The organism is Tessaracoccus rhinocerotis (assembly GCF_007197885.1).
GTDB classification, from domain to species: Bacteria; Actinomycetota; Actinomycetes; order Propionibacteriales; family Propionibacteriaceae; genus Arachnia; species Arachnia rhinocerotis.
This window is the reverse complement of sequence record NZ_VKKG01000001.1, coordinates 294727-313796: the sequence shown is the minus strand read 5'-3', so window position 1 is coordinate 313796 and position 19070 is coordinate 294727. Positions and strand designations below refer to the sequence as shown.

Annotated in this window: 19 protein-coding genes; 11 read left to right on the top strand and 8 right to left on the bottom strand. The window is 71.2% G+C overall.

Going from position 1 to position 19070, the window contains the following annotated elements; all coding sequences use genetic code 11:
• Positions 1 to 10 precede the first annotated feature (10 nt).
• Together FOJ82_RS01520 and FOJ82_RS01515 are read left to right on the top strand one after the other, a co-directional pair.
• A complete protein-coding gene (locus FOJ82_RS01520; RefSeq protein WP_221932987.1) occupies positions 11 to 877 on the top strand; it encodes a sulfurtransferase in 867 nt (288 codons plus the stop codon).
• A gap of 22 nt (positions 878 to 899) precedes the next feature.
• Positions 900 to 1367 (top strand): DUF6884 domain-containing protein, encoded by a 468-nt coding sequence (locus FOJ82_RS01515; RefSeq protein ID WP_143936691.1) that lies wholly within the window; start codon positions 900 to 902, stop codon positions 1365 to 1367.
• A 114-nt stretch (positions 1368 to 1481) separates the two neighbouring features.
• Here the strand turns inward: FOJ82_RS01515 and FOJ82_RS01510 are convergent, their stop codons facing one another.
• The 7 genes from FOJ82_RS01510 to FOJ82_RS01485 form a co-directional block, all read right to left on the bottom strand.
• Positions 1482 to 1874, bottom strand: coding sequence for an HNH endonuclease (locus FOJ82_RS01510; RefSeq protein ID WP_143936690.1), 393 nt, complete (start codon positions 1872 to 1874; stop codon positions 1482 to 1484).
• A gap of 24 nt (positions 1875 to 1898) precedes the next feature.
• Positions 1899 to 3179 (bottom strand): Na+/H+ antiporter NhaA, encoded by a 1281-nt coding sequence (gene nhaA, locus FOJ82_RS01505; protein WP_143936689.1) that lies wholly within the window; start codon positions 3177 to 3179, stop codon positions 1899 to 1901.
• Positions 3180 to 3243: 64 nt separating this feature from the next.
• On the bottom strand, positions 3244 to 3411 hold the full coding sequence (locus FOJ82_RS16095; protein ID WP_185975573.1) for a hypothetical protein: 168 nt from the start codon (positions 3409 to 3411) through the stop codon (positions 3244 to 3246).
• Positions 3412 to 3492: 81 nt separating this feature from the next.
• Entirely contained in the window at positions 3493 to 3999 is a 507-nt protein-coding gene (locus FOJ82_RS01500; RefSeq protein WP_143936688.1) for a YciE/YciF ferroxidase family protein, read from the bottom strand.
• Positions 4000 to 4427: 428 nt separating this feature from the next.
• Positions 4428 to 4898 (bottom strand): CinA family protein, encoded by a 471-nt coding sequence (locus tag FOJ82_RS01495; RefSeq protein WP_143936687.1) that lies wholly within the window; start codon positions 4896 to 4898, stop codon positions 4428 to 4430.
• Positions 4895 to 5473 (bottom strand): YdeI/OmpD-associated family protein, encoded by a 579-nt coding sequence (locus tag FOJ82_RS01490; RefSeq protein ID WP_143936686.1) that lies wholly within the window; start codon positions 5471 to 5473, stop codon positions 4895 to 4897. Before FOJ82_RS01490 ends, FOJ82_RS01495 begins: the two co-directional genes overlap by 4 nt.
• Positions 5474 to 5475: 2 nt before the next feature.
• The gene (locus tag FOJ82_RS01485) at positions 5476 to 5694 is read right to left on the bottom strand and encodes a hypothetical protein (RefSeq protein ID WP_143936685.1); all 219 of its coding nucleotides are present in this window, start codon (positions 5692 to 5694) and stop codon (positions 5476 to 5478) included.
• A 54-nt stretch (positions 5695 to 5748) separates the two neighbouring features.
• On the opposite strand from FOJ82_RS01485, the gene FOJ82_RS01480 reads away from it, so the two are divergent.
• The 5 genes from FOJ82_RS01480 to fdhD all read left to right on the top strand — a co-directional run bounded on the left by FOJ82_RS01480 (position 5749) and on the right by fdhD (position 13023).
• Complete coding sequence (locus FOJ82_RS01480; RefSeq protein WP_143936684.1) at positions 5749 to 7410, top strand: ABC-F family ATP-binding cassette domain-containing protein; 1662 nt, start codon at positions 5749 to 5751, stop codon at positions 7408 to 7410.
• Between the two features lie 81 nt (positions 7411 to 7491).
• Complete coding sequence (locus FOJ82_RS01475) at positions 7492 to 8589, top strand: serine hydrolase domain-containing protein (protein ID WP_143936683.1); 1098 nt, start codon at positions 7492 to 7494, stop codon at positions 8587 to 8589.
• A 117-nt stretch (positions 8590 to 8706) separates the two neighbouring features.
• Positions 8707 to 9582 carry an aldo/keto reductase gene (locus tag FOJ82_RS01470; RefSeq protein ID WP_143936682.1) on the top strand — a complete coding sequence of 292 codons (876 nt, stop codon included), beginning with the start codon at positions 8707 to 8709 and terminating at the stop codon, positions 9580 to 9582.
• A 381-nt stretch (positions 9583 to 9963) separates the two neighbouring features.
• Entirely contained in the window at positions 9964 to 12174 is a 2211-nt protein-coding gene (locus FOJ82_RS01465; RefSeq protein WP_143936681.1) for an FdhF/YdeP family oxidoreductase, read from the top strand.
• Positions 12175 to 13023 carry a formate dehydrogenase accessory sulfurtransferase FdhD gene (fdhD, locus tag FOJ82_RS01460; RefSeq protein ID WP_143936680.1) on the top strand — a complete coding sequence of 283 codons (849 nt, stop codon included), beginning with the start codon at positions 12175 to 12177 and terminating at the stop codon, positions 13021 to 13023.
• Positions 13024 to 13059: 36 nt separating this feature from the next.
• Here fdhD and FOJ82_RS01455 read toward each other — a convergent pair whose 3' ends face one another.
• On the bottom strand, positions 13060 to 13905 hold the full coding sequence (locus tag FOJ82_RS01455) for a uracil-DNA glycosylase (protein WP_143936679.1): 846 nt from the start codon (positions 13903 to 13905) through the stop codon (positions 13060 to 13062).
• A 179-nt stretch (positions 13906 to 14084) separates the two neighbouring features.
• Between FOJ82_RS01455 and FOJ82_RS01450 the strand changes: the two genes are divergently transcribed.
• From FOJ82_RS01450 to FOJ82_RS01435, 4 genes are all read left to right on the top strand, one after another.
• Positions 14085 to 14603, top strand: a complete 519-nt coding sequence (locus FOJ82_RS01450) for an acyl-CoA thioesterase (RefSeq protein ID WP_143936678.1) — start codon at positions 14085 to 14087, stop codon at positions 14601 to 14603.
• The gene (locus tag FOJ82_RS01445; RefSeq protein WP_185975572.1) at positions 14600 to 16195 is read left to right on the top strand and encodes a beta-N-acetylhexosaminidase; all 1596 of its coding nucleotides are present in this window, start codon (positions 14600 to 14602) and stop codon (positions 16193 to 16195) included. Before FOJ82_RS01450 ends, FOJ82_RS01445 begins: the two co-directional genes overlap by 4 nt.
• 38 nt (positions 16196 to 16233) lie before the next feature.
• Positions 16234 to 17823 (top strand): helix-turn-helix domain-containing protein, encoded by a 1590-nt coding sequence (locus FOJ82_RS16605; RefSeq protein ID WP_143936676.1) that lies wholly within the window; start codon positions 16234 to 16236, stop codon positions 17821 to 17823.
• A 118-nt stretch (positions 17824 to 17941) separates the two neighbouring features.
• Complete coding sequence (locus tag FOJ82_RS01435; protein WP_143936675.1) at positions 17942 to 19054, top strand: SAM-dependent methyltransferase; 1113 nt, start codon at positions 17942 to 17944, stop codon at positions 19052 to 19054.
• Positions 19055 to 19070 lie beyond the last annotated feature (16 nt).

Genomic DNA, 19070 nt, shown 5'->3' with positions numbered 1-19070 from the left:
ATCGGCTGACGTGCACCCCATCATCTCCGCCACGGAACTGCTCGCCATGACCAGCTCGGGCGACGCGCCCAAGATCCTCGACGTGCGCTGGTCGCTCGCCCAGCCGGACGGCCGCGCGGAGCACGAACGCGCCCACCTGCCGGGAGCGATCCACGTCGATCTCGAGAACGAACTCTCCTCGCACGGCGAACCGGGCGAGGGACGCCACCCGCTGCCCACACCGGAACAACTGCAGCAGGCGGCGCGCCGCTGGGGTCTGGACGACGGCGACACCGTCGTCGTCCACGACGCCGACACCGGCGTCGCCGCCGCTCGCGCCTGGTGGCTGCTGCGCCACGCCGGGATGGCCGACGTGCGCATCCTCGACGGCGGACTCGCGGCCTGGCGGGCCGTCGGCGGAGCGGTGGAGTCCGGAACCGTCGAGCCCGAGCCGGGCAACGTGCGGCTGGGCTGGGGACACATGCCGGTGGTCGACATCGACGAGGCCGCCGCACTCCCAGGCGGCGGCATCCTCCTGGACGTCCGTGCCCCCGAGCGGTACCGAGGCGAGGTGGAACCCATGGACCCCGTCGCCGGCCACATCCCCGGGGCCGTCAACGCGCCCAACCTCGACCTGCTTGGCCCCGACGGCACGTTCCGCACGCCGGAGGAGATCCGGGACCTCCTGGGCGGGCTCGGGGTCGACGGCCGCCGCCCCGTCGCCGCCTACTGCGGCTCCGGGGTGAACGCCGCACACGCGGTCGCGGCGATGGAGTCCGCCGGGTTGCGTGCGGCGCTGTACCCGGGGTCCTGGTCGCAGTGGAGCAACACCCCCGGACGGCCGATCGGCACAGCCGCGCGACCCACTCAACCGGCTGAACCCGCGTCGGTCGAGTAGCGCCGCGAGGAACGAGCGACGCATGTCGAGGCCACGGACCGGGGCTGACGTTGGCGACCCCGACCTGCTGCTGGTCGGCTGCGTGAAGAGCCGCAGCAGCGAACCCGCACTCGCCAAGGACCTGTTCACGTCGGACTACTTCCACAAGATGCGGGCCCACGCCGAGGCCACCGGACTCGACTGGTACGTGGTCACCGCGGAGCACGGCCTCGTTGCCCCGGACCAGTGGCTGGAGCCCTACAGCCTCTGCCTCGCCGACCAGGACGTCTCGTCCCGGCGCGCCCTCGGACTCCGCGTGGCCGCCCAGCTTGAGCAGCGCTGGGGGCCGCTGCCGGGCACTGTCGTCGAGATCCATGCGGGCAGGACCTACGTGGAGGCCCTCCGTCCGGCGCTGTTGCAGTCCGGCGCGGAGGTCCTGGATCCGCTGCGGGGTCTCTCCCTCGGCCGCAGGTTGGCCTGGTACCGGGAGCTGCAGGACCAAAGCGACTGAGGCGCACTGTGGTGGTCATCTCGATGCCTTCCCGGGGCACCTCACCCGGGTGCCCTCACCATCTCCGACACCGGCCAGGCGGGATCCGTGACAGGCCTCGGGACCGCCGGCGGCCTACTCCGGCTCCGGTCCCGCGCCGGCCGCCGGGAGCAGGGACCGCAGGATCGTCGCGTGCCGGATCAGGAACGTGCTCTCGTCGAGCTTCTTGCGGCGGAGCCACTCGGTGACCTCGCTGTTGTGCTTGCTCGCATTGCAGGACGGGCACGCCGGGACCACGTTCTCCAGGGTGTAGCGACCGCCGCGCGAGACCGGCATCACGCAGTCGCGCTGCAGCGCGGGCCCCACCCCTTGGCAGTACGCGCAGGCGCCCCACGCCTCGAGCAGGGCGGCCCACTGCGCCGCCGTCAGGTCGTTGTCGACGCGCTGGAGCCGACGCTGGCGCCGCTTCGCGTAGCGGCCGCGGGCGGCTGCTGACTGCTTCGTCGGGAACCTGCGGCGAGGGGGCACGTCAGCAACGGTACCGGGGACGCGCTAGCCGACGTGCTCGGCGGTGCCCCGGGCGCGCCGGTTCCTGCCGGCCAGGAGCGCACCACCGACGAGCGCGGCCAGGAGGGAGCCCGCCAGCACGCCGATCTTCACGTGCGCCATCGGGATCTGCGTACCGACGAAGGCGAGTTCCCCGACCAGCAACGAGACCGTGAAACCGATGCCGGCGACGAACGACATCCCCACCAGGTCGGGCCAGCGCAGCGACCGGTCGAGAGCGAGGGAGGGGAGCCGGGTCAGGGCGAAGGTCACGCCGAGGATGCCGATCGGCTTGCCGAGGACGAGACCGGCCATGATGCCGACCGTGACCGGGTCGGCCAGGGCCGAGCGCAGGCCGTCGAGCCCTCCGATGGCCACGCCCGCGGAGAAGAAGGCGAAGACCGGGACCGCGAACAGGGTCGCAACCAGCCCCCAACGGTCGGCGAAGTGGGCGGCCAGGCCGTCGTAGACGGGAGAGCCGTCGGGGTCGGTCCTGACCTGCACCTTTGCCCTGGCGGTGGCCACGACGGGGACGGTGAACCCGAGCACCACGCCGGCCACCGTGGCGTGCACACCCGAGGCGTGCACCAGGGCCCACGTGACGAATGCCAGCGGCACCAGCAGCCACCAGGCCCGGATCCCACGCTGCACGGCGAGCGCGAACAGGCCCAGCGGCAACAGCGCGAGCAGCAGCCACTGGACCTCGATGCTCTCGGTGTAGGCGAGGGCGATGATGGTGATGGCGATCAGGTCGTCGACGATGGCCAGCGTCAGCAGGAAGACGCGCAGCGCCGGTGGGAGGAAGCGCCCCACGACCGCCAGCACCGCCACGGCGAAGGCGATGTCGGTAGCGGTGGGGATGGCCCAGCCGCGCATCACCTCGGGCCCGGAGGCAGCGTTGACCGCGAGGAAGATGACCGCGGGGACGACGACGCCGCCCACGGCGGCGGCGATGGGAAGGGCGGCCTTGCGGGGATCACGCAGCTTGCCCGCGACGAACTCCTCCTTGAGCTCCAGGCCGACGACGAAGAAGAAGATGGCGAGCAGCCCGTCGGCAGCCCAGCTTCCGACGCTCAGCTCCAGGTGGAGTTCAGAGAACCCGAAGCGGAAGTCCCGCAGGGCCTCGTACCAGCCGGCGGCCGGGGAGTTGGCCAGGACGAGGGCGGCGACAGTGGCCACCAGCAGCAGGATGCCGCCGAAGGCGTCACTGCGGGCGGTTTCGTGGATGCCGCGCCAGAGCTCGTGGGGCAGGATGCGGGCGCGGGGGGAACGGCGGGACTGGGACATGTGCGTTGCTCTCAATGGGCGGGTCGACAGGGTGGACGTGCACCCGCGGTGGAGCGGATGCGTCTCAGCGTGCCGGCGGTGGACATCCTGCGATCTCGCCGTGGGCGTTGGTCCCCCAGGAGCTGTCCCAGCCGTTGGTCCCCGGGTGGCGTCCCGTGCTCAGGAACGGCCGCACCGTCGCAGCACAGACCAGTGCGCGTGCAGGACGCCGGTAGGCCGGGGACGGGGGCATGGGGAGTACTTTACCGGGACTCGATGGGAACCGCGTCGCCCCGGACCGTGCGGGACGGCCCGGGGCGACGGATCGGCGACCTCAGTCCTCCTTGGGGACCTTCGCGGCGCGCGCGTTCGCCTCGGCGTCCGCGATCTTGGTGAGGAGTTCGTCGGTGCGGCTCTCCTCCTCGAGACTCTCGGTGAGGAGGTCGTAGGCGTCGCCGATGGTGAGCATCTTCGCCCACCGGCGCAGGGTGCCGTAGCGGGTGATCTCGTAGTGCTCCACCGCCTGGGCCGACGAGATCAGACCGGCGTCCAGTGCAGTGGTGCCCTTGTAGTCCTCCAGGACGCCGTCACCCTCCGCGAGGATGCCGTCGATGGCCTCGCAGCGCTTCGACGTCGCCGGGCGGCCGATCAGTGCGAAGACCTTCTCGAGCCGTTGGATCTGGCCCTCGGTCTCCTTGGTGTGTGTCCTGAAGGCGGCCTTCAACTCGTCGGAGGCAGCGTTGGACTCAAGCTGGGGGAGCGTCTTCAGGATGTGCTTCTCCGCGTAGTGAATGTCGCGCAGGGTGTCGAAAAACAGGTGTTCCAGGCCTTTGTCAGCCATCTTGTAACCGCCCTTCGGTGTCGTGCGCGCCGGGTATCGGCGCCTGATCCGACGCTACGCCCCCAGGAGATCACGGGGAGGCGGAATCAACTGTCCGGCGACCGGAGGAAACCACCGGAAGCCGCACCTCGGTCCACCCACGGGAGTACGGTGGTTCCACCGAGCGCAACCGGGCCGGCGACGAAGTCGTCCTGGCCCGGGGCCCTACAGCCAGGAGGCAAGCCATGACGCAGCACCCGACGGGCCACACGGAAGCCACCCCGGGCAATCCCGTACCGCCTGATGTTCCAGTGGAACCGGGCAACCCCGGCCCTGCAGACCTACCGGACTCCCCGCCGAGCCCCGATTCCCCGGACTCGCCCGAGTCGCCGAAGACACCCGACCTGCTCTAGCGACGCCGCGTCGACGCAGTGGGCGGGTTGTGGGCCCTACAACTCGCCCAGCAGCATCTCCAGCGCCCGCTCCACGGTCTCGACGACGACATCGCCCGGATCGCCGTGGAGGAGCCGGTGCTGCACCTGTGCCCCATCGGGTCCCGCCACCGCGAAGTAGACCGTCCCCGGGGGTTGCCCCTCCTCGGTGCCCGGTCCGCCCGCGCCCGTCACCGCGACGGCCCAGTCCGCTCCAAGCAGTTCTCGCGCTCCGCGAGCCATCTGCGCGGCGCACTCCGCCGTGACCACGGGACCGGGCGCGACGCCGAGCACGTCGAACTTCACCTGCGAGGAGTAGGCCACCACGGCGCCGCGGAACCAGGAGGAGGCCTCCTCGGCCTCTCCCAGGGCCGAGGCGATCGCGCCCGAGGTCAGTGACTCGGCCGCACCGATGGTGAGGCCCTTGGCCATCGCCAGCCGGGCGATCCCGGCGGCGTGCTTCCTGGCGTGTTCGGAGCTGTCGTTCATGGTTGTTCCTCCTGTGAGAGCTTCTTGACCCACTTGGCGATCCGGCGCGCCCGCGTCGCGTCGTTGGGTGCCGTCAGGACCTGGTGGAGCACGGCGAAGCGCTCCTGTCGCGTAAGTGCCCCGAACCGCTCGCGCGCCGCGGGCACGGCCTCGAGCGCGGCTGTCAGGTCCTCGGGGGCCACGGCGTCTGCCTGCCCGGGGTATGCGCGCTCCCAGCGGCCGTCGGACTTGGCCCGTTCGATCTCGGAGTGCCCGCGCGGCCGCATCCGGCCCTCGCGCACCAGGCGCTCGGCGTGGTCGATGTTGCGCAGGGACCACAGGGAGCGCGTGCGGCGCGGTGTGAAGCGCTGCCGGTAGGTGGCGTCGTCGATCCTGTTGGACTGGCCGTCGATCCAGCCGCTGCAGAGCGCCTCCTGGAGGGCCTGCGCGTAGGTGAGAGAAGTCGGGGAGGTGGTTCCCTTCTTCGCGAGCAGCAGCCACTCGCCGTCGGAGGCGTCCTCGTTCTCGTCGAGCCAGACTCGCCAGGCGGCGCTGTCCGTGACGACGAGCAGTTCCGGCTCGCTGGATTCCGTCATGTTCAGCTGCCGTCTCCGAGCGGCTCGTCGTTGCCCTGGCCACGCTTCTGCAGCGCGAGCACGAGGAATGTGGCGCCGACCGCGAGGAAGGGCAACCCGATGACCCAGCTGTCCTGGGTCAGGGCCATGCTCGTCCCGACGGCGAGGAAGGTGATCCCCAACGGCAGGAATGCGGTGTTCTTGTTGCTCTCGTGCTTCTCGCTGTCGTGTCCTGTGCTCATCGTCCAAGGCTACGTGGGAGCAGGTTCACGGCCGGAGGATGGGAGAATGAGGGGATGACCGCAACTCTCGTGGCCCAGGGCCTGGCAGGCGGGTACGGCCACCGCACCCTGTTCGACTCACTGGACCTCACAGTCGCCCCCGGGGACGTCGTCGGGGTGGTGGGGGCCAACGGTGCGGGGAAGTCCACCCTGCTGCGGCTGCTTGCAGGCATGGCCGAACCCTTGGCGGGTACCGTCATGCTCTCACCGTCCGACGCCTTCGTGGGGTGGCTGCCACAGGAACACGAGCGCATCGACGGCGAGACGGTCGCGGACTACATCGCCCGCCGCACGGGGTGCGCCGGGGCGAGCAGGGACCTCGACGCCGCAGCGGCAGCCCTCGCCGACACGTCGCCGAGCGCCGACGGCGACCCCGCCGAGGTGTACTCCTCGGCGCTGGAGCGCTGGCTGGCGAGCGGTGCGGCCGACCTCGAGGACCGCCTGCCCGCCGTGCTCGCCGACCTGGGGCTGGACCTGGGCGGTGCGTCGGCCAACCAGGCCCTGATGACCGCACTCTCCGGCGGGCAGGCCGCCCGCGTCGGGCTCGCCGCCCTGCTGTTGTCCCGCTTCGACATCGTCCTGCTGGACGAGCCCACCAATGACCTCGATCTGGACGGCCTCGAACGGCTGGAGGCCTTCGTGCAGGGCCTCCGCGGCGGGGTGGTGCTCGTCAGCCACGACCGCGAGTTCCTCGCCCGCTGCGTGACGCGGGTGCTTGAGCTGGACCTGGCACAGGGTTCCAACCGCGTCTATGGCGGCGGATACGACGCCTACCTCGAGGAGCGCGCCACCCTGCGTCGCCAGCAACGGGAGAAGTACGACGAGTTCGCTGAGAAGAAGGCCGACCTCGTCGCCCGTGCCAGGACCCAGCGCGAGTGGTCCAGCCAGGGAGTGCGCAACGCCATGCGGAAGGCGCCCGACAACGACAAGATCCGACGCCGGGCCGCCACCGAGTCCAGCGAGAAGCAGGCCCAGAAGGTGCGCCAGATGGAGAGCCGGATCGCCCGTCTGGAGGAGGTCGACGAACCTCGCAAGGAGTGGCAACTCGAGTTCACCATCGGTGCGGCGCCGCGCTCCAGCACCGTGGTCTCCACCCTCGGCGCGGCGGTCCTGCGGCAGGGCACGTTCACCCTCGGACCCGTGTCGTTGCAGGTGAACGCGGGCGAGCGGATCGGCATCACCGGACCGAACGGCGCCGGGAAGTCGACGCTGCTACGTGCACTCCTGGGCCAACAGTTGCCCGACGAGGGCACCGCCAGCGTGGGCGCGAGCGTGCGCGTCGGGGAGATCGACCAGGCCCGTTCACTGCTGGCCGGCGCCCAGCCGCTCGCCGCGGCCTTCGAGGCACTGATCCCTGAGCTCGCGTCGGGAGAGGTGCGGACCCTGCTGGCCAAGTTCGGGCTGAGGGCCGACCACGTCAACCGTCCCGTGGACGAGTTGTCACCCGGCGAGCGCACCCGGGCGGCGCTGGCGCTGCTGCAGGCGCGCGGCGTCAACCTGCTGGTGCTCGACGAGCCGACCAACCACCTCGACCTGCCCGCCATCGAGCAGCTGGAACAGGCGCTCGAGTCCTACGACGGGACGCTGCTGCTGGTGACCCACGACCGCAGGATGCTCGCCACGGTGAGGACCGACAGGCACTGGCGGGTGGTGGAGGGCACCGTCACGGAGTTGTGAGACCTGCCGCGCCGCCACCTGCGCGCGCGACGTGGCGGCAGTCACCCGTGGTTGCGACCACCTGCCCATAGGGTTGGAGCCATGACCGGAATCGAGCAAGTCGCAGCAGCCCTCGACCGACTCGTCGCCGAGGGCAGGGTGGTCGGCTACGTCCTCGGGCTCGCAGCGGATGGCCGGACCCGCGTCGTCGCCGGGGGCGCGTCGGCACTGGGCGGCCCGGCGATGGGCGAGGACGCCCAGTTCCCCCTCAGCTCCAACACCAAGCCCATCGGCGGCGTGCTGGCGATGCGGCTGGTCGAGCTCGGAGTGCTCGCGCTGGACGCACCCGTCGACGAACACCTCCCCGAACTCGCACATCCCAGCGTCCTGACGCGCCCCGACGGACCGCTCGACGAGGTGGTGACGGCCGAGCGGCCCATAACCCTTCGCCACCTGCTCACGATGACGCCCGGGTTCGGCTGGATCAACGAGAACGGCCCGCTGTCCGCCGCGATGGACGAGCGACGGATCTCGCCCGGCCCCTACCCGCCGCCGATGAGCCACGACGAGTACCTGCGCAGGCTCGGCGAGCTGCCGCTGGCTGACCAGCCGGGGCGGCACTGGCGCTACCACAACAGCAGCGACGTGATTGGGGTCCTCCTCGCGCGCGCCACCGGTCGGCCAGTCTCGGAACTCCTCGACGAGTACGTCCTCGGTCCGCTCGGGATGTCCGAGACCGGTTTCATCGGTGACCCGGCGCGGATGCCGACCAGCTACGGTGCCGACGCCGACGGGAATCTCGAGGCCCTGAACCTGCCCGACGACGTCTTCCGGACCGCACCGCGGTTCGAGTCCCTCGCCTGCGGACTCGTCTCGACGGTGCGCGACTACCTGCGGTTCCTGTCAGCGCTGTCGCACGGCGCCCCGGTGCTGAGCCGGGGCTCGGTGATCCAGCTGGGCAGCGACCAGCTCACCGCCGGGCAACGCGAGACCGCGGCGGGTCTGCTCGAGACCGGTTGCGGTTACGGGTTCCACGTGGAGGTCCGGCCCGACGGCTCGATCGGCTGGGCCGGCGGTCTGGGGACCATCGGCTACACCAACCCGCTCACGGGGAAGTCAGCGGCACTGTTCACGGCGCAGTCCTTCGAGGCGCCCGGCACCGCCGAGGCCTTCGAGGAGTTCTGGCCGCTGCTGCGGTGAACCTCGGCCCGCTGCCGCACCACCGTCCGGCAGCACTCCCGCGGCGATAGGGTTGCGGCAGCGACCCGGCGGCAGCGTCGCCACGCCCAAGCCCTGCTGATCCACCCGGAAGGACACATGCAACCCGTAGCCACCACGCCGATCACCCTGGGTGCGTCCCACCTCGGCAAACGCGACGACGCCGCGGCCCTTGCCGACGCTCTCCTGGCGTCCCCGCTCGGCAACGTCGACACGAGCAACAACTACGCGGACGGGCGCAGCGAGCAGCTCCTCGGAGAGGCGATCCGTCGCGTCGGCGGCCTGCCCGAGGGCAAGCTCGTCTACTCCAAGGCAGACCGGACCGACGAGGGCGTCTTCGACGGGGACCGGGTTCGACGCTCGCTGGAGGAGTCACTGGAGCGGCTCGGTCTCCAGCGCCTGCCCATCTACTTCTTCCACGACCCCTTCAGCGTCACCTTCGAGGAGTCAATGGCGCCCGACGGCGGCGTGCCGGCGCTGGTGCGGCTGCGAGAGGAGGGAGTGATCGGCGCCATCGGCATCGCCACCGGCCCCATCGCCCAGACCGACCAGTACGTCAACACCGGTTTGTTCGACGCCGTGCTCAGCCACAACCGCTTCACCCTCGTTGATCGAATGGCAGAGCCCACCTTCCGTCGCGCCCGGGAGTTGGGGATGACCGTGTTCAACGCCGCGCCGTTCGGCGGCGGCACCCTCGCCAACGGCCAGGCCAGCTACGGCTACCGAGAGATGCCGGCGGAGTTCGCGGCCCACCTCCAGCGGGTGCGCGACCTGGCGGACCGGATGGGGGTGGACCTCGCCGCCGCGGCCGTCCGGTTCTCGACCCGCAGCGAGCTCGTGGACACCACCGTCGTCGGTGTCTCCACGCTCCAGCGCCTCGAGCAGCTCGGGCAGCTGTTGGCCACCCAGGTCCCGGATGACTTCTTCGACGCGGTGGAGCAGTTGGGCCCGCCCCCGGCCAGCGGCAACGATTGACCTCTGGCCAAACCGGTGGTCCATGAGGCGTTGAATGGAGGCATGATCCGGCAGGCCCCGACGGGGGGTGGCGGCGTTCGTGGACCGGGTCGGCGACGGACCGGCGGGCCATCCTGCTGCTTGACCCGCCGCCGTGGATCGCCGATGCCGCCGCGCAGTTCCTGCACGAACTCTTCCGCGCCGGCGCCTTCCAGGGGAGCCGACCGAACGAGGCCTACTTCGTCAGCTGTGACGTCGAGACCACGTCGGAGGCCGACGTCGAGGCGGGGCGGGTCCACGTCGTCGGCGAGTTCTCCGCCCTCCGGCCTGCCGAGTTCCAGGTGCTCGACGTGGAACTCGCCAGGCCAGACATCGCGGCCTCCAGCGGGTAGCCTTCCCGCCATGGAGGACAAGCTGAGGGTTGGCCCGGCGAAGACGAGCGCCGCAGGCATCCCGGGAGTGCTGCACGCGTTGGGTTTCGCGGCGCGCGACAGGGCCCTGTTGCCCCTGTTGAAGGTGAACCAGACCGACGGGTTCGACTGCCCCGGCTGTGCCTGGCCCGACCCCGACCCCGAGCACCGCCACGTCGCCGAGTTCTGCGAGAACGGCGCCAAGGCCGTCGCCGAGGAGGCCACACACCGACGCTGCGGCCCCGACTTCTTCGCGGAGCACCCCATCGCGGACCTGCGTGGCCGGAGCGACCACTGGCTGGGCCGCCAGGGGCGGCTCACGACGCCGATGTACCTGAGGCGCGGGTCGGCCACCTACGAGCCGGTCACCTGGGAGTTCGCCCTGGACCTGATCGCCGAGAAGCTGAAGTCGGTGGCACCCGACGAGGCCGTCTTCTACACCTCCGGCCGCACCAGCAACGAGGCGGCCTTCGTCTACCAGCTCCTCGTGCGGCGCCTGGGCACCAACAACCTGCCCGACTGTTCGAACATGTGCCACGAGTCCTCCGGCAGCGCCCTCACCGAGACCATCGGCATCGGCAAGGGCACCGTCACCCTCACCGACGTCGAGACCACCGACCTACTGCTGATCAACGGCCAGAACCCCGGCACGAACCATCCCCGCATGCTCATCGCACTGGAGAAGCAGAAGGCCAACGGCGGCCGGATCATCGCCATCAACCCGCTGCCCGAGGCCGGGCTGATCAACTTCAAGAACCCACAGAACCTGGGTGCCGTGACCGGAGGGGTGCCACTGGCCGACGAATACTGCCAGATCCGCGTCAACGGGGACCTCGCCCTGTTCCGGGCGCTCAACCGGATCCTCATCGACCGTGATGCCGTCGACCACGACTTCATCGAGCGGTACTGCGCCGGCTTCGACGACTACGTCGCCGCCCTGGCCGTGGACCGGGCCGAGACCGAGTTCGCCACCGGGATGCCTTGGAGCCAGATCGAGCGGGTGGCGGACATGGTGTGCGAGTCGAACTCCGCGATCGTGTGCTGGGCCATGGGGCTGACCCAGCACAAGAACTCGGTTCCCACCATCAAGGAGATCATCAACTTCCTCCTGTTGCGCGGCAACATGGGCCGCCCCGGCGCCGGGGCCTGCCCGGTGCGCGGCCACTCGAACGTCCAGGGTGACCGCACCGTCGGCATCTACGAGAAGCCGCCCCGGGAATTCCTCGACAGCCTCTCGGAGGCGTTCGGGTTCGAGGCGCCGCAGGAACACGGCTACGACGTCGTCGAGGCCATCCGCGCCATGCGCGACGGCCGCGTCAAGTTCTTCATGGGGATGGGCGGCAACTTCGTGCGCGCCACGCCCGACTCGGTCGTCACAGAGGAGGCCCTCGCCAACGTCGACCTCACCGTCCAGGTCTCCACCAAGCTCAACGGGTCACACGCCTTCACCGGCGAGGAGGCGCTCATCCTGCCGACGCTCGGCCGTACCGACGCCGACCTGCAGGCGACTGGACCCCAGGCCGTCACCGTCGAGGACTCCATGGGCATGGTGCACGCCTCCCGCGGGCGCGGCAGCTTCGACGGCGTGCTGTCCGAAGTGGCGATCGTCACCGAGCTCGGCAGGCGTGTCCTGGGCGACCCGTACTGGGACCAGTTCCGGGACGACTACAGCGTCATCAGGGACAGGATCGAGCAGGTCATCCCCGGTTTCGAGGACTACAACCGCAGGATCCAGGACCCGGGCGGCTTCGCGCTGCCCAACGGGCCCCGCGAACGTCGCTTCACCACCGCCTCGGGCCGGGCCCACTTCACGGTGAACCCCCTCACGGTGCTGCGCCCGCCGCCGGGCCACCTGATCCTGCAGACGGTCCGCAGCCACGACCAGTACAACACCACCGTCTACGGCCTCGACGACCGCTACCGCGGCATCAAGGGCGGACGGCGCGTCGTGTTCGTCAACCCCGCCGACCTGGCCCAGCTGGGCATCTCCGACGGCGAGCACGTCACGCTGGTCTCCGTGCACGAGTCCGGGGAGCGGCGAGCACCTGGCTTCCGCGTCGTGTCCTACGACACGGCCCGGGGTTGCGCGGCCGCCTACTTCCCGGAGACCAACGTCCTGGTGCCCCTCGACTCGGTGGCCGACACCTCGGGCACACCCACCTCGAAGTCCGTCATCGTCCGCCTCGAGCGCGAGGAGGCCTGAGTGGGACGCCTGACGGTCCCGCGCCCTGTGACGCGGGTGGTGGTCGGCGAGAGCGTGGAGGCGACGCGACGCCCGGACGTGCTGATCGCCGAGGAACCCCTCGAGGTGAGGCTCAACGGCGCGCCACTGGCCGTGACCATGCGAACGCCGGGCGACGACGTCCACCTGGCGCACGGGTTCCTGCTCAGCGAGGGCGTGATCGGCTCCCCGGACGACGTCGTGACCGCCCGCTACTGTGCCGGGTCCGTGGTGGCCGACGAGACCGGCGTGCCGCAGAACACCTACAACGTGCTCGACGTCGCGCTCGCACCCGGCGTGCCGGCACCGTTGGTGGACCCCACCAGAAACTTCTACACCACCTCCTCGTGCGGGGTCTGCGGGAAGGCGAGCATCGAGGCCATCGAGCAGCAGACCCGTTGGCCCGTCGCCGACGACGCGGTGAGGCTGGACCCGGCGGTCATGGTCGGCATGCCCGAGGCGCTGCGCGAGCACCAGCGGGCATTCGACCGCACCGGGGGACTGCACGCCGCCGGACTGTTCACCCACGACGGGCAACTGCTGCGTTCCGCGGAGGACGTCGGCCGGCACAACGCGGTCGACAAGGTGCTCGGCTGGGCGCTCCTGCAGGGCCTGCTCCCCGCACGCGGACACGTCCTGGTGGTCTCGGGGAGGGCCAGCTTCGAGCTCACCCAGAAGACCCTGATGGCGGGGGTCCCTGCACTGGTGGCGGTCTCGGCGCCGTCGTCGCTGGCGGTGGAGATGGCCGCCGCGGCCGGGATGACGCTGCTCGGCTTCGTGCGTGCGCCGAGGTTCAACGTCTACACGGGGGCCGAGCGCCTGGGACTGTGAGGGGCGCCATGCCGGGAGCCGTCGGTGCCGGCAGCTTCAGAGCCGCGCCAGCACCTCGTCGAGCATCTCCTCGGTCAGCTTGCCGGTGAACGTGTTCTGCTGGCTGACGTGGTAGCTGCCGTGCAGCACGACCACGCGGCCCGACGGGGTCGTGAGTTCGGCGGCGGCGCCGTGGCCGAACCGCGGCTTGGGCCGCGGCACCGACCAGCCCAGGCGACGGGCGGCTGCGATGGCGGCGTCCCAACCGATCGACCCCAGGGCCAGCATGGAGCGCAGGCCGGGCTCGGACATCGCCAGCTCCCGGTCCAGCCAGGGCGAGCAGGTGGCCTTCTCAGCGGTGCTGGGCTTGTTCTCCGGTGGGGCGCACCGCACGGCGGCGACGATCCGGATGCCGCGGAGCTCCAGGCCGTCGCCGGCGGCGACCGCCGTCGGCTGGTTCGCGAACCCGGCACGGAAGAGCGCCGCGTAGAGCCAGTCGCCGGATCGGTCCCCGGTGAACATCCGGCCGGTCCGGTTGGCGCCGTTGGCCGCGGGGGCGAGTCCAACCACGAGGACCGGCGCGTCCGGGTCCCCGAACGAGGGGGCGGGGCGGCCCCAGTAGGGCTGGTCGGCGAAGGATGCGCGACGCCCGGTGGTGGCGACGCGCTCGCGCCACTCCACCAGCCGGGGACAGGCGCGGCACACCGAGACGAGGGCGTCGAGGCCGGTGGCACTGGAGGCGGCCGCGGCCAGGCGCACGACGTCGGGGGCGGATCCTGCCACGGGCGTAGCCGGCGTCGCGGGATCCCCGGGCCAACCGGTGCCCGGCGGCACAGGGGATTCGAAGAGCTCACCAGTCACCGGGTGCGGGTCCCTCCCCGTCGCCGGTGTCCTCGCCGCCATGTCCGTGTCCGCTCCTCGCTGTCGGTGCCTGCCACACTAACCTGATCCCGCTCATGTCGCCGCCGCGCGGGCCCTTCCAGCAGTGGTACGTGTGGCTGGAGAGGTCTTGGGCTTGCGCAAGGGTTGGTCCTAGGCTGGTCCCGTTGCCCGGGTCCGGGTCATCGACGCCGAGGAGGATGATGAACCTCTACTTCCGGATGCTCATGCTGTGGCTGCGCAACCGACGCGCACCCCGCACGGGCGTGTGGGACACAGTGACCACCCCCTTCCGGGTCGCCCCGAGCGACCTGGACGTCCTGCTGCACATGAACAACGGGAAGTACCTGACGATCATGGACCTCGGCCGGGTCGACCTGATGCAGCGGTCGGGCATGTGGGAAGGCCTCAACGAGCGGGGCTGGTACCCGGTGGTCGCGGGCCAGACCATCACCTACCGCCGCTCGCTCAAGCTCGGCCAGCGCTTCGACCTGCGGACCCGTGTGGTCGGGTTCGACGACCGCTGGATCTTCCTGGAGCAGACCTTCCTTGTGGGCGAGGTCGTCCACGCCCGGGCCGCCGTTCGCGCCCGGTTCCTGAAGCGAAGGGGCGGGTCCGTCGAGCACGACGAACTGGAGGGTCTGGTGGGCGGCTTCCCCGAGCACCTGGAACTGCCGGACTGGATGGTGGAGTGGGCCGAGAACACCAGGATCGCCAGGTGAGGGCCACCGGCCCGCAGCTGGTTCCCCAGCCCCGCTCGCTGGTGGTCACCGCGGAGGGGGTCCTACCCGTCCCCGTCCCCTTCACGGTGAGCGCGCCCGGGGAGTGGGCCGGCATCGTGGCCGAGTTGCTCGCGCCGGGCACCGGCATCCGGGTGGTCGACGTCGCGGGGGACGCCTTCATGACCGTCACGCAGGGGGAGGGCCAACCGTCGGGATACCGACTGGAAACCCGCGCCGAGGGGGTGACGGTGGAGGCCGCGGACCTGGACGGCCTCGTCCACGCCGTCGCCACCCTGCGCCAGCTGCTTCCCGAGCACGTGTTCGGGCCCGCGCCACTGCCGGGTGTGGACCTCACGCTGCCGTTCGTCTCGATCGCAGACGAGCCGCGCTTCGGCTGGCGCGGCATGCACCTCGACGTCTGCCGGCACTTCATGCCGCTGCCCTTCCTGTACCGGTTCGTGGACCTGCTGGCGGCCCACAAGTTCAACCGCTTCCACCTCCACCTCAACGACGACCAGGGCTGGCGCCTCGAGGTCAGGAAGTACCCGGGGCTCACCGAGGTCGGCGCGGTGCGACGCGGCACGCAGTTCCACCACTGGGACACCGACGACGCCACCCCGGTCGGCGGCTTCTACACCCAGGACCAGCTCCGGGCGCTGGACGCGTACGCGAAGCGCCGCGGCGTCACGATCGTTCCCGAGATCGACTTCCCGGGCCACGTCCGTGCGCTGCTCGCGGCCTACCCGCAGTTCGGGGAGGGGGCGCCCGCGGACGTCCCGGTGACCTTCACGATCTTCCCCGAGGTGCTCCACCTCACCGACGAGACCGTCGCGATGGTGGAGGACGTCCTGGGTGAGGTCCTCGAGGTGTTCCACTCGCCATGGATCCACATCGGCGGCGACGAGTGCCCCACCAGCCAGTGGGAGGGGAGCGACGCCGCGGCGCGCCTCGCGACCGACCGCGGCCTGGCCGGCGTCGAGGACCTGCAGCCCTGGTTCACCGCGCACCTGCGGAACTGGCTCACCCGGCGCGGCCGCACCGTCATCGGCTGGGACGAGATCATCGACCGGGGCCCGTCGCCGGGTGCCGTGGTGATGTCGTGGCGCGGTGGTGAACCCGGCCGCCGCGCCCTCGCCACGGGGCACCAGGTGATCATGAGCGCCAACGTTCCCTACTACTTCGACTACTACCAGTCGGAGTCCCCGGACGAGCCGTTCGCGCAGCCCGCGATCTGCACGTGGGAGGCCGTCGCCGCGTTCGACCCGGCCGCCGGTGTCGCGTCCGAGGACGTCCCCAACCTGCTGGGCGTCCAGGGACAACTGTGGACCGAGTTCATCCGGACCCCGGCCCACGTCGAGTACATGGCCTTCCCACGCGCGGCGGTGCTCGCGGAGGTGGGCTGGAGCGGCCCGATCGACCCGCAGGAACTGGAACCCCGGCTCCGCGCGCACCTGCGGCGCCTCGACGCCGCCGGCGTGAACTACCGACCTCTCGAGGGACCGCACCCCTGGCAGGCCGGCGGGACGGGTGCGTACGCGCGCCCCGAGGGCCACGGACTCGCCGAGGGCTCGTCGCTGCAGCTTCCTGACTGACCCGGGGAGACCCGGACGCACCGGGTTAGGCTGGTCACATGCCAGCAGCAGGGGGTGCTGTGGAGCGTGGCCGCGCAGCCTTCGCGGCCGCGGACTGGAACACTGTCCTCGAGGCGCTGGGACCGCTGCGGTCGGCCCTCGAGGTGGATGACCTCGCGCTCCTGGCCCGGGCGGAGTGGATGCGCTCCCGTGTGCCCGAGAGCCTCGCCGCCTCCGAGGAGCTGTTCCACCGCTACCGCGCGGAGGGCCGCCCCGCCGACGCCGCGTCGACGGCGATCCTGCTGACGCTGCTGTGGGTGACGCGCGGTGAGCCGTCGGTCGGGGCCGCCTGGCTCAGCCGGGCCCGTCGGCTGCTCGCGGACCATGAGGACTCAGTGGTCCACGGCTACCTCGCCTACGTGGAGGCCATGGTGGCGATGGAACTCGGTGGGGAGGTGGCCGACAGCCTGGAGCGGCTCAGCCGCTCCGCCGAGCGGTTCGCGGACCCCGCGCTCGAGTCGTTCGAACTCGTCATCCGCGGCCTGCTCGACCTGCGCGCCGCCGACGTCGATGCCGGGTTCGCACGCCTCGACGAGGCGATGCTGCCCGTGATCGCAGGTCGCGTCCCCTTCGAGTGGGCGGGCGACATCTACTGCACCGTGATCCACGCCTGCCACCAGATCTCCGACTACCGACGGATGGCCGACTGGACCAGGGCCATCGAGCGCTGGTGCGAACAGTTCGCCGGGGAGACCATCTACGGCGGCATCTGTCGCATCCACAGAATGGAACTACTCGCCGTCCACGGGGAGTGGGAGGGACTCGAGACGCGCCTGCTCGACGAGAGCCGGTCACTGGTGGCGGGGAACTCCTGGGTTGCAGGGGAGGGGTTCCGGCAGCTGGGGGAGATCCGCCGGCTCCGGGGCGACGAGGCGGGCGCCCGGGAGGCCTACGAGTCGGCCCGCGCTGCCGGGATCGACCCCCAGCCCGGACTGGCGCTGCTGGACCTGGCCGGTGGCCGGCCTGAGGTCGCCTGGCAGGCGCTCAGCACGTCGCTGGGCACGAGTGGTGGCGCCCGCAGGGCCGCGCTGCTGCGGGCCGCGGTAGAGGTCGCGGTCGCCGTCGGGCGCACCGAGACCGCCGCCGCCATGGCCGAGGAACTCCGCGGGGCCGCCGCGCGCTACGGCACCAGCGGACTGCGGTCCTGGTCGCTCCACGCCGACGGGATCGTGGCGCTCGCCGCGGGGCAGCACTCGGCAGCGGTCGGGCTGCTGGAGCAGGCCGCAGCGGCGTTCCGTGCCGAGCGCCAGCCCCACGGCACCGCCACGGTGCTCGTCGACCTGGCTGCCGCCTACGACGGCGTCGGCAACCACGCCGTCGCGCAGGAGTGCCGGGCGGAGTCGCGCCGCATCCTCGAGGTCCTCTCTGCCTGCGACGAACCGGCCCCGGGCGGTGCAGCTGCCGGGCCGCTGACGGCAAGGGAGGTCGAGGTGCTCGAGTGCGTCGCGGTCGGGGCCAGCAACAGGGAGGTGGCCGCGAAGCTGTTCATCAGCGAGAAGACGGTGGGCCGCCACCTCGCCAACATCTACCTGAAGCTCGGGGTGGGGAGCCGGACCGCCGCTGTCGCATGGTGGCGCGAGCGTGCATAGGACCATGCACGGGTGCCCGCCGAACTACACTTTCCTGCCGATGTGGCGGGCGGGACGGGACGCCTAGTTTTCCTTCAGGGGCACCCATCGGGGGTGCCGGACAAGAATGGGAAACATCATGAGCACCATCACAGACAGCCCCGCGGTCGAGGTCACCCAGCAGGTGTCGGGACCGTCGGCGGAGGAGTTCGTGGACCGCTTGATGGGCTCGGCCCTCGGCTGGGCCGAGGTGAACGCGATCCACCTCGGCGACCGGCTCGGCTGGTACCGCGACCTGGCGGACCAGGGACCCAGCACCCACGAGGAGCTCGCGGCACGGACGAACACCTCGTCCCGCTACGCCCGGGAGTGGCTCGAGCAGCAGGCACTCACCGGCATCCTCGTCGCCGACGGGGAGATCGATGCGCGGGATCGCCGCTACGCACTTGCACCGGGCCCCAGGGAGGCGCTGACCGACGAGCACAGCCTGGCCTACTTCGCGCCGTTCGCCCGGATGGCCGGGGCCGTGGGGCCGCAACTGCCCGCACTGCTGGAGGCCTACCGGGCGGGCACCGGTGTCAGCTGGGCGAGGTTCGGGGCCGACGCCCGGGAGGGCCAGGCCGAGATGAACCGGCCATGGCTGGCCCAGCTGCCCCACGTCTTCGCCCAGGTCCCGCAGGTCCAGGCGGCCCTGACCAGGCCCGGGGCGCGCATCGCCGACGTCGGCGCCGGGGGAGGCTGGTCCTCGATCGCCCTGGCGGGCGCGCACGAGGGCCTGCAGGCCGACGGGTTCGACGTCGACGAGCCGTCGGTGGCCCTGGCCCGGTCCAACGCCAGGGAGGCCGGGGTGTCCGACCGGGTGCGGTTCCATCTCGCCGACGGCGACTCGATCGTCTCCCACGGCCGCTACGACGCAGTGTTCGCGTTCGAGTGCATCCACGACATGCCGCGACCCGTGGACGTCCTGCGCGCCATGCGGGAGGCGGTGGCCGACGACGGCGTCGTCGTCGTCATGGATGAGCGGGTGGGCGACGGCTTCGACCGGCCGGGCGAACTCGACGCCCTGTTCTACGCCTTCAGCCTGTTCGTCTGCCTGCCCGACGGCATGTCGCACGCACCGAGCGCGGCGACGGGCACCGTGATGCGCGCAGGCACCCTGCGCGACTACGCACTGGCGGCGGGTTTCGACGGGGTGTCCGTGCTGCCGATCGAGGGCTTCGGCCTCTGGCGGTTCTACGAACTCACCTTCTGACGCGCGGGAAGCCGCC

Bases quoted from the DNA above. Each gene is read 5' to 3' on its own strand.
- FOJ82_RS01515 (WP_143936691.1), top strand. From the start codon at position 900: ATGTCGAGGCCACGGACCGGGGCTGACGTTGGCGACCCCGACCTGCTG.
- nhaA (WP_143936689.1), bottom strand. From the start codon at position 3,179: ATGTCCCAGTCCCGCCGTTCCCCCCGCGCCCGCATCCTGCCCCACGAG.
- FOJ82_RS16095 (WP_185975573.1), bottom strand. From the start codon at position 3,411: ATGCCCCCGTCCCCGGCCTACCGGCGTCCTGCACGCGCACTGGTCTGT.
- FOJ82_RS01500 (WP_143936688.1), bottom strand. From the start codon at position 3,999: ATGGCTGACAAAGGCCTGGAACACCTGTTTTTCGACACCCTGCGCGAC.
- FOJ82_RS01495 (WP_143936687.1), bottom strand. From the start codon at position 4,898: ATGAACGACAGCTCCGAACACGCCAGGAAGCACGCCGCCGGGATCGCC.
- FOJ82_RS01490 (WP_143936686.1), bottom strand. From the start codon at position 5,473: ATGACGGAATCCAGCGAGCCGGAACTGCTCGTCGTCACGGACAGCGCC.
- FOJ82_RS01485 (WP_143936685.1), bottom strand. From the start codon at position 5,694: ATGAGCACAGGACACGACAGCGAGAAGCACGAGAGCAACAAGAACACC.
- FOJ82_RS01480 (WP_143936684.1), top strand. From the start codon at position 5,749: ATGACCGCAACTCTCGTGGCCCAGGGCCTGGCAGGCGGGTACGGCCAC.
- FOJ82_RS01475 (WP_143936683.1), top strand. From the start codon at position 7,492: ATGACCGGAATCGAGCAAGTCGCAGCAGCCCTCGACCGACTCGTCGCC.
- FOJ82_RS01470 (WP_143936682.1), top strand. From the start codon at position 8,707: ATGCAACCCGTAGCCACCACGCCGATCACCCTGGGTGCGTCCCACCTC.
- FOJ82_RS01465 (WP_143936681.1), top strand. From the start codon at position 9,964: ATGGAGGACAAGCTGAGGGTTGGCCCGGCGAAGACGAGCGCCGCAGGC.
- FOJ82_RS01455 (WP_143936679.1), bottom strand. From the start codon at position 13,905: ATGGCGGCGAGGACACCGGCGACGGGGAGGGACCCGCACCCGGTGACT.
- FOJ82_RS01450 (WP_143936678.1), top strand. From the start codon at position 14,085: ATGAACCTCTACTTCCGGATGCTCATGCTGTGGCTGCGCAACCGACGC.
- FOJ82_RS16605 (WP_143936676.1), top strand. From the start codon at position 16,234: ATGCCAGCAGCAGGGGGTGCTGTGGAGCGTGGCCGCGCAGCCTTCGCG.
- FOJ82_RS01435 (WP_143936675.1), top strand. From the start codon at position 17,942: ATGAGCACCATCACAGACAGCCCCGCGGTCGAGGTCACCCAGCAGGTG.